We start from the raw sequence: 12671 nt of genomic DNA on the forward strand, positions 1-12671 counted from the left end.
GTCTGCCAGATCATAAGGTTAGCGCAAGAATGCGGTAAAAAAACACGAACTGACGCACACCGTGGATGCATCATCGCTAAAAAGGCACGTAATGTTTGTTGCTATTACATACTTCGCCAGGGTACAGCTCTGTTGAGTTTCACATGATCCACTTCTTTGTTATCACGTGATTTTTCAGCATAGACGCATAACACGTATGTCGACAGTTTTGTTGGTAAATCCCCCTGATGATAAGGGGGAAGTATTACCGCGAAAGATACGCGTATATTTTTTGCGTATCGCCCTGCGAACATAAACGCGTACCCTGGTTGAGGGTTGCCGCGCTACCTGCCGCGACGCCAAAACGAACAATATCTTCAAATGGTGCGCTCTGTGCCAGTTTAAGCGTCATCGCGCCGACCATGCTGTCTCCCGCACCGACGGTACTTTGGCTTTTCACTGGTGGTGGCACGACCTGTACGCAGGTTTCGCTGTCAACGCCCAACGCCCCTTGCGGTCCTAGCGAGACGACAACACGCTGTGCTTTACCGCTGTGCACAATTTCCTCTGCGGCCTTGCGCACGTCATCTGGCTGCGTGAGTTCGCGGTTAACCAATGCGCTGAGTTCTTTGAGGTTGGGTTTAACTAATTCGATATTACCGAGGGCTAATGCAGCCGCTAATGCATCACCTGAGCTATCAACAATGCAGCGAATGCCCTGCTTTTGTGCCGCAGTAATAAGTTGGGTGAGTTTTTCAAGCTTTACTCCGGGTGGCAGGCTGCCGCTGATTACCAACAGCGCACCGGATTCAATTTCCAGCACTTGATCCTGAAGTTGGTAGAACTCGTCATCCGAGAGTGTCGCCCCTGGCATAACAAATCGATACTGCTCGCCACTGGATTCGACGTGGACGTGAAGATTTTGCCGGGTCCAGTCTTTGGCCTCAATGGTAGAAACGGGAACATTTTCATCGGCAAGTAATGACACAAGGTGTTCCCCGGTGGCGCCGCCTGCCGGAAAAATAGCCGTTGCGTTACCGCCAAGATGCGCGATAGCACGCGCCACGTTGATGCCACCACCGCCAGGTTCAAAAACCGGCGAGGTGCAGCGAAGTTTTCCTTCGGGATAGATTTGCGGGGTGATTGTTGCGCTATCGAGAGAGGGCGCAAGTGTTAACGTATAGATACGTACCATCTTTACCTCCTGTTAGGCTGTCCTCAGTCTGGCACTTAATATGACGAAAGTGAAGTAATTAACAACATGATTTATCGCATCTTTATTTAAAATCATCCCGGCAAAGATATATAAATAAAATTACGGTTTAAGAACGCTCTTATTCAAAAAATGAAATAAGAAATTATTGCTATGTTATTCGAGTCTTTTTATAATTTGTTACCTTTCAAGGGGCTTTTGTCATTGATCCCTATGAAAGTTTCCGAGACCGTAATGGTCTCTTTTTTTGTTGTACGGACTCTTTATAAATGAAGCTTTTGAAGACAGTACCCGCAGCATTCGTGCTGATGGGGGGCGTGTTTGCGTCAATGCATGCCGCCGCCGATGATTCCGTTTTTACTGTCATGGATGACCCCTCCAGCGCGAAAAAACCTTTTGAAGGTAACCTGAACGCGGGATACCTCGCCCAGTCAGGCAACACAAAAAGTTCTTCTTTAACTGCAGACACTACCATGACCTGGTACGGTGAAACCACGGCGTGGTCTCTGTGGGGCAATGCCAGCAATACCTCCTCGAATGATGAACGCTCTTCGGAGAAATATGCCGCAGGTGGCCGTAGTCGTTTCAATATGACCGACTATGATTACCTCTTCGGACAGGCCAGTTGGTTAACCGATCGTTACAATGGCTATCATGAGCGTGACGTGCTGACCGCAGGTTATGGTCGTCAGTTCCTCAATGGTCCGGTGCACAGTTTCCGTTTCGAATTCGGCCCTGGTGTACGTTATGACGAACACACCGATGGAACAACCGAAACGCAGCCGTTGGGCTATGCATCTGGTGCTTATGCGTGGCAGATGACAGACACCACCAAGTTCACACAAGGTGTGTCGGTGTTTGGTGCTGACGATACGACGCTTAACTCTGAAACGGCCTTAAATGTGGCAATTAATGAACACTTTGGCCTGAAGGTGGCTTATAACGTCACCTGGAACTCAGAACCACCGGCAACAGCGCCGGAACACACCGACCGCCGCACGACACTTTCACTCGGCTACCGAATGTAGTTATCAACCGGGTCAAATTAATGGCCCGGATTTTATTAATTAAAGTGCCGTGTTTTTATTATTCGATCAGAATTTGTTTAGCACTTATCTATCAATTCACGTTCAGATGTATTCTATTTAATTGCTGAATAGACTGACCTGAAAAAGAGGGTGACGTTGTCATAAAGACAAACGACAAACAGTCTGCGGACTACGCCAGAAAAGGTAACAGTGACGATTTGGCAATTAGCCCCAGATCATCGCAGCCCAACGTAGCATCAACATTGCCGCACAAATGACGAGCAGTACCACAACCATCTTCCAGTGTTTTTTGGCAACGCGATTTTTGGGCATGATTCTTTCCTGTCCTGCGATGATGATTGCCGCATAGTGTAACAAAGACGGCAGGGTGCCAGTGAATTGATTTACATCATAGATAGCGCGTTGATTGTTGCTTTGAACGACCCGTAATGCCGTGTACACTGTCAAACGGTGTTATCAAAAAGCGGGTGTAGGTTACGGTGTTGCCAGTAGGGTAATGCGTGACATATTTCGCAGAGTGAAGCGGGAATCAGCCCACACCTTTTTGATAATTTTAAATATTGAAACTTTGTATGTGATCTTACGTGTGGGTCACCACTGCAAATAAGGATATAACATGCCTGTTATTACTCTTCCTGATGGCAGCCAACGCCATTACGACCACGCTGTAAGTCCCATGGATGTTGCGCTGGACATCGGTCCAGGTCTGGCGAAAGCCACTATTGCTGGCCGTGTAAACGGTGAGCTGGTTGATGCTTCCGATCTGATTGAGCATGATGCGAAACTCTCCATCATCACCGCCAAGGATGATGAAGGTCTGGAGATCATTCGTCACTCCTGTGCGCACCTGTTAGGGCACGCGATCAAACAACTCTGGCCGCACACCAAAATGGCGATCGGACCGGTTGTTGACAACGGTTTTTACTACGATATCGATCTTGACCGTACGTTAACCCAGGAAGACGTCGACGCGCTCGAAAAGCGGATGCACGAGCTCGCTGAAAAAAACTACGATGTCATTAAGAAGAAAGTCAGCTGGTACGAAGCGCGTGAAACATTCGTGAAGCGTGGCGAAACCTATAAAGTCTCTATTCTTGATGAAAATATTGCCCATGATGACAAGCCTGGCTTATACCATCATGAAGAATACGTCGATATGTGCCGTGGCCCGCACGTGCCGAACATGCGTTTCTGCCATCATTTTAAACTGATGAAGACCGCAGGGGCATACTGGCGTGGCGACAGCAACAACAAGATGCTGCAGCGTATTTACGGTACTGCATGGGCAGATAAAAAAGCCCTAAGCGCCTACTTGCAACGTCTTGAAGAAGCAGCTAAGCGCGACCACCGTAAAATTGGTAAGCAGCTTGACCTGTATCATATGCAGGAAGAAGCGCCAGGTATGGTGTTCTGGCATAACGATGGCTGGACAATTTTCCGTGAACTGGAAGTTTTCGTTCGTTCGAAACTGAAAGAATACCAGTATCAGGAAGTGAAAGGCCCGTTCATGATGGACCGCGTGCTGTGGGAAAAAACAGGGCACTGGGACAACTATAAAGATGCGATGTTCACCACGTCTTCAGAGAACCGTGAATACTGCATCAAGCCGATGAACTGCCCAGGCCACGTTCAGATCTTCAATCAGGGTCTGAAATCCTATCGTGATCTGCCGCTGCGTATGGCGGAATTTGGTAGCTGTCACCGTAATGAACCATCAGGTGCACTGCACGGGCTGATGCGCGTACGTGGCTTTACTCAAGATGATGCACATATCTTCTGTACCGAAGAGCAGATTCGTGATGAAGTTAACGCCTGCATTCGTATGGTCTACGATATGTATAGCACTTTTGGCTTCGAGAAAATCGTCGTCAAACTGTCCACTCGCCCCGAAAAACGTATCGGTAGCGATGAAATGTGGGATCGTGCTGAAGCGGACTTAGCCGTTGCGCTGGAAGAAAACAATATCCCATTTGAGTTCCAACTGGGTGAAGGTGCTTTCTACGGTCCGAAAATTGAATTTACCCTGTATGACTGTCTCGATCGTGCATGGCAGTGCGGTACTGTACAGCTGGACTTCTCTCTGCCGTCTCGTCTGAGCGCCTCTTATGTTGGCGAAAACAACGAGCGTCAGGTGCCGGTAATGATTCACCGCGCAATTCTTGGGTCAATGGAGCGTTTCATTGGTATCCTGACCGAAGAGTTCGCTGGCTTCTTCCCGACCTGGCTTGCGCCAGTTCAGGTTGTGGTCATGAATATTACTGATTCGCAGTCTGAATACGTCAACGAATTAACGCAGAAACTACAAAATGCGGGTATTCGTGTAAAAGCAGACTTGAGAAATGAGAAGATAGGCTTTAAAATCCGCGAGCACACTTTACGTCGTGTCCCTTACATGTTGGTCTGTGGCGACAAAGAGGTAGAAGCAGGCAAAGTTGCCGTGCGTACCCGTCGTGGCAAAGACTTGGGCAGCCTGGACGTAAGTGAAGTGATCGAGAAGCTGCAACAAGAGATTCGCAGCCGCAGTCTTCAACAACTGGAGGAATAAGGTATTAAAGGCGGAAAACGAGTTCAAACGGCACGTCCGAATCGTATCAATGGCGAGATTCGCGCCCTGGAAGTTCGCTTAACAGGTCTGGAAGGCGAAGCTTTGGGTATTGTGAGTCTGAGAGAAGCTATCGAAAAAGCTGAAGAAGCTGGAGTAGATTTAGTTGAAATCAGCCCTAACGCCGAACCGCCAGTTTGTCGTATTATGGACTACGGCAAGTTCCTTTATGAAAAGAGTAAATCTTCTAAGGAACAGAAGAAAAAGCAAAAAGTTATCCAGGTTAAGGAAATTAAATTCCGTCCTGGCACCGACGATGGCGATTACCAGGTAAAACTCCGCAGCCTGGTACGCTTTCTGGAAGAGGGTGATAAAGCTAAAATCACGCTGCGTTTCCGCGGTCGTGAGATGGCTCACCAACAGATCGGTATGGAAGTGCTTACGCGCGTCCGTGACGATCTGAGTGAACTGGCAGTGGTCGAATCCTTCCCTACGAAGATCGAAGGCCGCCAGATGATCATGGTGCTCGCTCCTAAGAAGAAACAGTAAGGCCTTCAAGTAGCAATTCCTGTGGAGCCTACGGGCTTCGCAGGTTTTGTTCGCCTATGTTTCGTTTATTAACAATGCGAAGTGGAAGTTATTAAAATGCCAAAAATTAAGACCGTACGCGGTGCTGCTAAGCGCTTCAAAAAAACCGGTGGTGGTGGATTTAAGCGTAAGCACGCAAACCTGCGTCATATTCTGACCAAAAAATCTACTAAGCGTAAACGTCACCTGCGTCCAAAAGGCCTCGTGTCTAAAGGCGATCTGGGTCTGGTTATCGCGTGCCTGCCGTACGCATAAGCCGTTAACGTTTAATTAATTTTTTACTAAGAATATAGAGACAGGAGAGCACATATGGCTCGCGTAAAACGTGGTGTAGTTGCCCGTGCACGTCACAAGAAAATTTTGAAACAAGCTAAAGGCTACTACGGTGCGCGTTCTCGCGTATACCGCGTTGCCTTCCAGGCTGTTATCAAAGCTGGCCAGTACGCTTATCGTGACCGTCGTCAGAAAAAGCGTCAGTTCCGTCAACTGTGGATTGCGCGTATCAACGCAGCAGCACGTCAGAACGGTATTTCTTACAGCAAATTCATCAACGGCCTGAAAAAAGCCTCTGTTGAAATCGACCGTAAGATCCTGGCTGACATCGCAGTATTCGACAAAGTAGCGTTCACCGCTCTGGTTGAAAAAGCGAAAGCAGCTCTGGCATAAGCCGGTGAAAAGAGGGAGCCTGGCTCCCTCTCTTTTATTTGTTGTTCAATCAATTAGTTGACAATTTATCGGTAAGCCTTTTCAATAAAGGTTGTCCAGTTTTTACCACACAAGGTAACGCAAGCATGAATGCTGCTATTTTCCGCTTCTTTTTTTACTTTAGCACCTGAATCCAGGAGGCTAGCGCGTGAAAGAAGAAACGGAAAACAGCGCCTAAAAGCCTCCCTGGTGGAGGCTTTTTTTATACACGTTATCCTTCAAGCGGCCCTTGTGTGGCTGCATTTGCTCTTTGCCGTCTTGATGCAACTTGAATGATATTGTGTATATACGTGCGACTATGAATATCGCCACATAACGAGGAAAACCATGTCACATCTCGCAGAGCTGGTTGCCAGTGCAACGGCCGCCATTAACCAGGCTTCAGATGTTGCCGCGTTAGACAATGTCCGCGTCGAATATTTGGGTAAGAAAGGGCACTTGACCCTGCAAATGACTACCCTGCGCGAGCTACCGCCTGAAGAGCGTCCGGCAGCAGGTGCGGTTATCAATGAAGCCAAAGAGCAGGTACAGCAGGCGCTGAACGCGCGTAAAGCTGATTTAGAAAATGCTGCGCTGAACGCGCGTCTGGCAGAAGAAACCATTGATATCTCCCTGCCGGGCCGTCGTATTGAAAACGGCGGACTGCATCCGGTCACGCGGACTATCGACAGGATTGAAAGTTTCTTCGGTGAGCTTGGCTTTACCGTGGCGACGGGGCCGGAAATCGAAGATGATTATCACAACTTTGATGCTCTGAATATTCCAGCTCATCACCCGGCGCGCGCTGACCACGACACGTTCTGGTTTGACGCCACGCGTCTGCTGCGTACCCAGACTTCTGGTGTGCAGATCCGCACCATGAAAGAAAAACAGCCGCCAATCCGTATTATTGCGCCGGGCCGCGTGTATCGTAACGACTACGATCAGACGCACACCCCGATGTTCCATCAGATGGAAGGGCTTATCGTTGATACCAACATCAACTTCACCAACCTGAAAGGCACGCTGCACGATTTCCTGCGTAACTTCTTTGAAGAGGATCTGCAGGTACGTTTCCGTCCTTCCTATTTCCCGTTCACTGAGCCTTCTGCGGAAGTTGACGTGATGGGAAAAAATGGCAAATGGCTGGAAGTGCTGGGCTGCGGTATGGTGCACCCGAACGTCCTGCGTAACGTTGGTATCGACCCAGAAATCTACTCCGGCTTTGCCTTCGGTATGGGTATGGAGCGTCTGACCATGCTGCGTTACGGCGTCACCGATCTGCGTTCTTTCTTCGAAAACGATCTGCGTTTCCTCAAACAGTTTAAATAAAGGCAGGATAAAACAATGAAATTCAGTGAACTGTGGTTACGCGAATGGGTAAACCCGGCAATTGATAGCGATGCGCTGTCAAACCAGATCACCATGGCTGGCCTTGAAGTCGACGGTGTTGAAGCCGTTGCCGGTGAGTTTAATGGCGTAGTGGTCGGTGAAGTAGTTGAGTGCGGTCAGCATCCGAACGCAGACAAACTGCGTGTCACCAAAGTTAATGTGGGCGGCGAGCGTCTGCTGGATATCGTCTGTGGCGCGCCTAACTGCCGTCAGGGACTGAAAGTCGCGGTGGCGACCATCGGTGCCGTACTGCCGGGCGACTTCAAGATTAAAGCCGCCAAGCTGCGCGGTGAGCCATCAGAAGGGATGCTGTGCTCGTTCTCTGAGTTGGGTATTTCCGATGACCATAACGGAATTATCGAACTACCAGCGGATGCGCCGATTGGCACCGATATCCGCGAATATCTGAAGCTTGACGATAACACCATCGAAATTAGCGTCACGCCAAACCGCGCCGACTGCTTAGGCATCATCGGTGTTGCGCGCGATGTCGCGGTACTGAATAAAGCCCCGCTGGTTGAGCCGGAAATCGCCCCTGTTGCGGCGACGGTTTCCGACGTACTGCCAATCCAGGTTGAAGCCGTTGACGCGTGTCCGCGCTACCTGGGGCGTGTGGTTAAAGGTATCAACGTTAAAGCGCCAACGCCACTGTGGATGAAAGAGAAGCTGCGTCGTTGCGGGATCCGCTCCATTGATGCTGTGGTTGATGTGACTAACTATGTGCTGCTCGAACTGGGCCAGCCGATGCACGCCTTCGACAAAGACCGCATTGAAGGCGGGATTGTTGTGCGCATGGCAAAAGAGGGTGAAACCCTGGTACTGCTCGATGGTAGCGAAGCAAAACTGAATGCGGATACGCTGGTTATTGCTGACCATAACAAAGCGCTGGCGATGGGCGGCATCTTTGGTGGTGAGCACTCTGGTGTGAATGATGAGACGCAAAACGTTCTGCTGGAATGTGCGTTCTTCAGCCCACTGTCCATTACCGGCCGCGCGCGTCGTCACGGTTTGCACACGGATGCCTCTCACCGTTACGAGCGTGGTGTCGATCCGGCGCTGCAGCACAAAGCTATGGAGCGTGCAACGCGTCTGCTGATTGACATCTGTGGCGGTGAAGCCGGTCCGGTTATTGACGTAACGAACGAAAGTACGTTGCCAAAACGCGCAACCATTACGCTTCGCCGTAGCAAACTGGATCGTCTGATCGGCCATCATATTGCCGATGAGCAGGTGAGTGATATTCTGCGTCGTCTGGGTTGTGACGTGACGGAAGGTCAGGATGAGTGGCAGGCCGTTGCACCGAGCTGGCGTTTCGACATGTCAATCGAAGAAGACCTGGTCGAAGAAATTGCCCGCGTATACGGCTATGACAATATCCCTAATATGCCAATTCAGGCAGGGCTGATCATGGGGACGCATCGTGAAGCGGATTTATCGCTGAAGCGTGTCAAAACCATGCTCAATGACAAAGGCTACCAGGAAGTGATCACCTACAGCTTTGTCGATCCAAAAGTTCAGGCGTTGCTGCACCCGGGTGAAGAAGCGCTGCTGCTGCCAAGCCCTATTTCAATCGACATGTCGGCAATGCGTCTGTCCCTGTGGACCGGCTTGCTGTCTACAGTTGTGTATAACCAGAACCGTCAGCAGAACCGCGTACGTATTTTTGAAACGGGTTTGCGTTTTGTGCCTGATACCCAGGCTAACCTCGGGATCCGTCAGGATCTGATGCTGGCGGGTGCGATCTGCGGTAACCGTCATGATGAACACTGGGACCTGGCAAAAGAGACTGTTGATTTCTATGATTTGAAAGGCGATCTGGAAGCCGTTCTCGACCTGACCGGTAAACTGGGTGACATTCAGTTTAAAGCTGAAGCCAATCCGGCGCTGCATCCGGGGCAGTCGGCGGCGATTTATCTGAAAGGTGAACGTATTGGTTTCATTGGGGTTGTTCATCCTGAGCTGGAACGTAAACTGGATCTTAACGGTCGCACTTTGGTCTTTGAACTGGAGTGGAACAAGCTCGCAGACCGCGTGGTGCCTCAAGCGCGTGAAGTTTCTCGCTTCCCGGCGAACCGCCGTGATATCGCCGTAGTGGTGGCAGAAAACGTTCCCGCTGCGGATATTTTATCCGAGTGTAAGAAAGTTGGCGTAAATCAGGTAGTTGGCGTAAACTTATTTGACGTGTACCGCGGTAAGGGTGTTGCGGAGGGTTATAAGAGCCTCGCTATCAGCCTGATCCTTCAGGATACCAGCCGTACACTTGAAGAAGAGGAGATTGCCGCTACCGTCGCCAAATGTGTAGAGGCATTAAAAGAGCGATTCCAGGCATCATTGAGGGATTGAACCTATGGCGCTTACAAAAGCTGAAATGTCAGAATATCTGTTTGATAAGCTTGGGCTTAGCAAGCGGGATGCCAAAGAACTGGTCGAGCTGTTTTTCGAAGAGATCCGTCGTGCTCTGGAAAACGGTGAGCAGGTGAAACTCTCTGGTTTTGGTAACTTCGATCTGCGTGATAAGAATCAACGTCCGGGCCGTAACCCGAAAACGGGCGAAGATATTCCCATTACAGCACGGCGCGTGGTGACCTTCAGACCCGGACAGAAGTTAAAAAGTCGGGTCGAAAACGCAACGCCGAAAGAAGAGTGATTTAACAACATGTTAAATCTTTTGTGCCGCCAGCAAACCGGTGGCATAAAAGATGACGCGTATAACTAAAAAGGCCGCTCTGCGGCCTTTTTCCTTTCCACTACCGAATCAGCACCGTAAAATCCCCCCATCTCTTTTCAGCAGAATGGAAAACATGCTGACTTTCGCCCATCAACAACAGCGACGAAATGTGCGCTGGATACTGTCTCTGTCAGCGCTGATGCTGCTGGCAACAATCCTCAGCCTGTGCGCAGGAGAACTGTGGATTGCGCCCGGCGACTGGTTTAGCGCCCGTGGCGATCTGTTTGTCTGGCAAATTCGACTTCCTCGTACGCTTGCCGTACTGCTGGTTGGTGCTGCACTGGCACTCTCCGGAGCCGTGATGCAGGCGTTATTTGAAAACCCGTTAGCCGAACCAGGCTTGCTGGGTGTGTCTAACGGCGCAGGGGTTGGACTCATCGCTGCGGTGCTGTTGGGGCAGGGTAAACTGCCCGGCTGGGCTCTGGGTCTGTGTGCGATTGCCGGGGCGCTTATCATCACGCTTATCCTCCTGCGTTTTGCTCGCCGTCATCTGTCTACCAGTCGGCTGCTACTCGCTGGTGTGGCGCTCGGTATTATTTGTAGCGCGTTGATGACATGGGCTATCTACTTCTCTACCTCTTTTGACTTGCGACAGCTAATGTACTGGATGATGGGCGGCTTTGGCGGCGTTGACTGGCAACAGGCCTGGCTGATGATCGCGCTGCTTCCGGTTTTACTGTGGATTTGCTGTCAGTCGCAGCCGATGAATATGCTGGCGCTGGGGGAGACCTCTGCGCGCCAGTTGGGACTGCCTTTATGGTTCTGGCGCAATCTGCTTGTAGTTGCCACCGGCTGGATGGTGGGCGTTAGCGTGGCGCTTGCCGGTGCCATTGGTTTTATCGGTCTCGTTATTCCGCATATCCTGCGACTGTGTGGATTAACCGATCACCGCGTATTACTGCCTGGTTGCGCGCTGGCGGGTGCCATTGCGTTACTGTTAGCAGATGTTGTTGCGCGTCTGGTTCTGGCGTCGGCTGAGCTGCCTATAGGTGTTGTGACGGCAACCATGGGCGCACCGGTATTTATCTGGTTATTGCTAAAATCCGGGCGCTAGAAGACCGCGGTTCGGACTATGATTAAACACTGAAAATCGATCGCTGACTATCCAACAGGAGATGCTATGCAAGACACTATTTTCAATACAGAAGTGACGACTATCGACGGGGAAGTCGTTTCGTTGCGGGAGTATGCCGGAAAAGTCCTGTTAATTGTGAATGTTGCTTCAAAATGTGGATTAACGCCGCAGTATGAACAACTGGAAAATTTGCAGAAAGCATGGCACGAGCAGGGATTTACCGTGTTGGGGTTCCCCTGTAATCAATTTCTCGGCCAGGAGCCGGGTAGCGATGAGGAAATTAAAACCTGGTGCAGTACCACCTGGGGCGTTACTTTCCCGATGTTCAGCAAGATAGACGTCAATGGTGAAGCGCGCCATCCGCTGTATCAGAAACTGATTTCAGCCGCGCCCACCGCCGTGGCTCCTGCCGACAGTGGGTTTTATGCGCGTATGGCGAGCAAAGGCCGCGCGCCGCTCCACCCGGACGATATTCTGTGGAATTTCGAGAAGTTTTTAGTCGGTCGCGATGGTCAGATTGTGCAGCGTTTTTCACCCGATATGACGCCTGAAGATCCCATCCTTGTTGAACATATTAACGCGGCGCTGGCAAAATAATGCCTTCCTTGATGCGGCTCCAGGATGTGACGGAATCGACCCGGCTCGGCCCGCTTTCTGGCGAGATCAGGGCAGGGGAGATCCTGCACCTTGTCGGGCCTAACGGTGCCGGAAAGAGCACGCTGCTGGCGCGGATGGCGGGGTTAACGACCGGTGAGGGAAGCGTTGTGTTCGGTGATGTGCCGCTTGACGACTGGCCTGCCGCAAAGCTGGCGCAACACCGCGCTTACCTTGCGCAACAACAAAATCCCCCGTTTGCAATGCCGGTCTGGCATTTCCTGACGCTGCATCAGCCCGATAAAGCGCGAACCGATCTGCTGCAAGAGGTGGCCGACGCGCTGGGGTTGGGTGACAAACTCGGACGTGGGGTTAACCAACTCTCCGGCGGTGAATGGCAACGGGTGCGCCTTGCGGCGGTGATACTGCAAATTTGCCCACAGGCTAACCCGCACGGGCAGTTGCTGCTGTTAGATGAGCCGATGAACAGTCTGGATGTTGCGCAACAAAATGCGCTGGACAGGCTATTGAGTCAGCTGTGCCAGCAGGGGATAGCGATTGTGATGAGCAGCCATGACCTGAACCATACGCTGCGTCATGCGCACAAGGCCTGGTTACTCAAGCGCGGAAAGTTACTGGCCAGTGGTTCACGCGATGCGGTACTGACACCGGCTAATCTCTCTCAGGCCTATGGCGTAAACTTCCGACGCCTGGATATCGAAGGCCACAGAATGCTCATATCAACCACTTAAGTTAAATGGGTTCTTGAAAACCACATAATTTCCACGCTAAATTGACTTAAGAATAAAAAATAGAGGATTCGTCCT

14 protein-coding genes and 1 other annotated feature are annotated in these 12671 nt (G+C 50.7%); of the genes, 12 read left to right on the plus strand and 2 right to left on the minus strand.

The genetic code is table 11. The features are described 5' to 3' along the window. Nucleotides 1-244: 244 nt before the first annotated feature. A complete protein-coding gene (pfkB, locus tag IMQ48_RS11230; protein WP_196209091.1) occupies nt 245-1174 on the minus strand; it encodes a 6-phosphofructokinase II in 930 nt (309 codons plus the stop codon). Nucleotides 1175-1461: 287 nt separating this feature from the next. Between pfkB and IMQ48_RS11235 the strand changes: the two genes are divergently transcribed. Beyond that, on the plus strand, nt 1462-2220 hold the full coding sequence (locus IMQ48_RS11235; RefSeq protein ID WP_196209092.1) for a YdiY family protein: 759 nt from the start codon (nt 1462-1464) through the stop codon (nt 2218-2220). A 225-nt stretch (nt 2221-2445) separates the two neighbouring features. Here the strand turns inward: IMQ48_RS11235 and yniD are convergent, their stop codons facing one another. Beyond that, on the minus strand, nt 2446-2553 hold the full coding sequence (gene yniD, locus IMQ48_RS11240) for a small membrane protein YniD (protein WP_196209093.1): 108 nt from the start codon (nt 2551-2553) through the stop codon (nt 2446-2448). A gap of 304 nt (nt 2554-2857) precedes the next feature. Between yniD and thrS the strand changes: the two genes are divergently transcribed. From thrS to btuD, 11 genes are all read left to right on the plus strand, one after another. Then, nucleotides 2858-4786 (plus strand): threonine--tRNA ligase, encoded by a 1929-nt coding sequence (gene thrS / locus IMQ48_RS11245; RefSeq protein WP_196209094.1) that lies wholly within the window; start codon nt 2858-2860, stop codon nt 4784-4786. Nucleotides 4787-4789: 3 nt separating this feature from the next. Continuing rightward, on the plus strand, nt 4790-5332 hold the full coding sequence (gene infC / locus IMQ48_RS11250; protein WP_071830666.1) for a translation initiation factor IF-3: 543 nt from the start codon (nt 4790-4792) through the stop codon (nt 5330-5332). 96 nt (nt 5333-5428) lie between these two features. Further along, nucleotides 5429-5626 carry a 50S ribosomal protein L35 gene (gene rpmI, locus IMQ48_RS11255; protein ID WP_003030583.1) on the plus strand — a complete coding sequence of 66 codons (198 nt, stop codon included), beginning with the start codon at nt 5429-5431 and terminating at the stop codon, nt 5624-5626. 54 nt (nt 5627-5680) lie between these two features. After that, on the plus strand, nt 5681-6037 hold the full coding sequence (rplT, locus tag IMQ48_RS11260; RefSeq protein WP_003030578.1) for a 50S ribosomal protein L20: 357 nt from the start codon (nt 5681-5683) through the stop codon (nt 6035-6037). Nucleotides 6038-6157: 120 nt separating this feature from the next. Continuing rightward, nucleotides 6158-6282 (plus strand) — a sequence feature (Phe leader region). Then, nucleotides 6163-6207, plus strand: coding sequence for a pheST operon leader peptide PheM (pheM, locus tag IMQ48_RS11265; RefSeq protein WP_001386830.1), 45 nt, complete (start codon nt 6163-6165; stop codon nt 6205-6207). Its footprint overlaps the feature before it by 45 nt. A 121-nt stretch (nt 6283-6403) precedes the next feature. After that, nucleotides 6404-7387, plus strand: coding sequence for a phenylalanine--tRNA ligase subunit alpha (gene pheS, locus IMQ48_RS11270; RefSeq protein ID WP_196209095.1), 984 nt, complete (start codon nt 6404-6406; stop codon nt 7385-7387). A 15-nt stretch (nt 7388-7402) separates the two neighbouring features. Further along, nucleotides 7403-9790 carry a phenylalanine--tRNA ligase subunit beta gene (pheT, locus tag IMQ48_RS11275; RefSeq protein ID WP_196209096.1) on the plus strand — a complete coding sequence of 796 codons (2388 nt, stop codon included), beginning with the start codon at nt 7403-7405 and terminating at the stop codon, nt 9788-9790. Between the two features lie 4 nt (nt 9791-9794). After that, nucleotides 9795-10094, plus strand: coding sequence for an integration host factor subunit alpha (gene ihfA, locus IMQ48_RS11280; RefSeq protein ID WP_003030571.1), 300 nt, complete (start codon nt 9795-9797; stop codon nt 10092-10094). Nucleotides 10095-10248: 154 nt separating this feature from the next. Next, entirely contained in the window at nt 10249-11229 is a 981-nt protein-coding gene (gene btuC, locus IMQ48_RS11285; protein WP_196209097.1) for a vitamin B12 ABC transporter permease BtuC, read from the plus strand. Nucleotides 11230-11295: 66 nt separating this feature from the next. After that, the gene (locus IMQ48_RS11290; RefSeq protein WP_196209098.1) at nt 11296-11847 is read left to right on the plus strand and encodes a glutathione peroxidase; all 552 of its coding nucleotides are present in this window, start codon (nt 11296-11298) and stop codon (nt 11845-11847) included. Next, entirely contained in the window at nt 11847-12596 is a 750-nt protein-coding gene (btuD, locus tag IMQ48_RS11295) for a vitamin B12 ABC transporter ATP-binding protein BtuD (protein ID WP_196209099.1), read from the plus strand. The genes IMQ48_RS11290 and btuD overlap by 1 nt, the downstream gene beginning before the upstream one ends. Nucleotides 12597-12671 lie beyond the last annotated feature (75 nt).

It is taken from the genome of Citrobacter sp. Res13-Sevr-PEB04-36 (genome assembly GCF_015672735.1).
In the GTDB taxonomy this organism is placed as follows: domain Bacteria; phylum Pseudomonadota; class Gammaproteobacteria; order Enterobacterales; family Enterobacteriaceae; genus Citrobacter.

Coding starts and splice junctions, on each gene's coding strand:
- pheS (WP_196209095.1), top strand. CDS start 6,404: ATGTCACATCTCGCAGAGCTGGTTGCCAGTGCAACGGCCGCCATTAAC.
- ihfA (WP_003030571.1), top strand. CDS start 9,795: ATGGCGCTTACAAAAGCTGAAATGTCAGAATATCTGTTTGATAAGCTT.
- rplT (WP_003030578.1), top strand. CDS start 5,681: ATGGCTCGCGTAAAACGTGGTGTAGTTGCCCGTGCACGTCACAAGAAA.
- btuC (WP_196209097.1), top strand. CDS start 10,249: ATGCTGACTTTCGCCCATCAACAACAGCGACGAAATGTGCGCTGGATA.
- rpmI (WP_003030583.1), top strand. CDS start 5,429: ATGCCAAAAATTAAGACCGTACGCGGTGCTGCTAAGCGCTTCAAAAAA.
- pheT (WP_196209096.1), top strand. CDS start 7,403: ATGAAATTCAGTGAACTGTGGTTACGCGAATGGGTAAACCCGGCAATT.
- pfkB (WP_196209091.1), bottom strand. CDS start 1,174: ATGGTACGTATCTATACGTTAACACTTGCGCCCTCTCTCGATAGCGCA.
- IMQ48_RS11235 (WP_196209092.1), top strand. CDS start 1,462: ATGAAGCTTTTGAAGACAGTACCCGCAGCATTCGTGCTGATGGGGGGC.
- btuD (WP_196209099.1), top strand. CDS start 11,847: ATGCCTTCCTTGATGCGGCTCCAGGATGTGACGGAATCGACCCGGCTC.
- yniD (WP_196209093.1), bottom strand. CDS start 2,553: ATGCCCAAAAATCGCGTTGCCAAAAAACACTGGAAGATGGTTGTGGTA.
- IMQ48_RS11290 (WP_196209098.1), top strand. CDS start 11,296: ATGCAAGACACTATTTTCAATACAGAAGTGACGACTATCGACGGGGAA.
- thrS (WP_196209094.1), top strand. CDS start 2,858: ATGCCTGTTATTACTCTTCCTGATGGCAGCCAACGCCATTACGACCAC.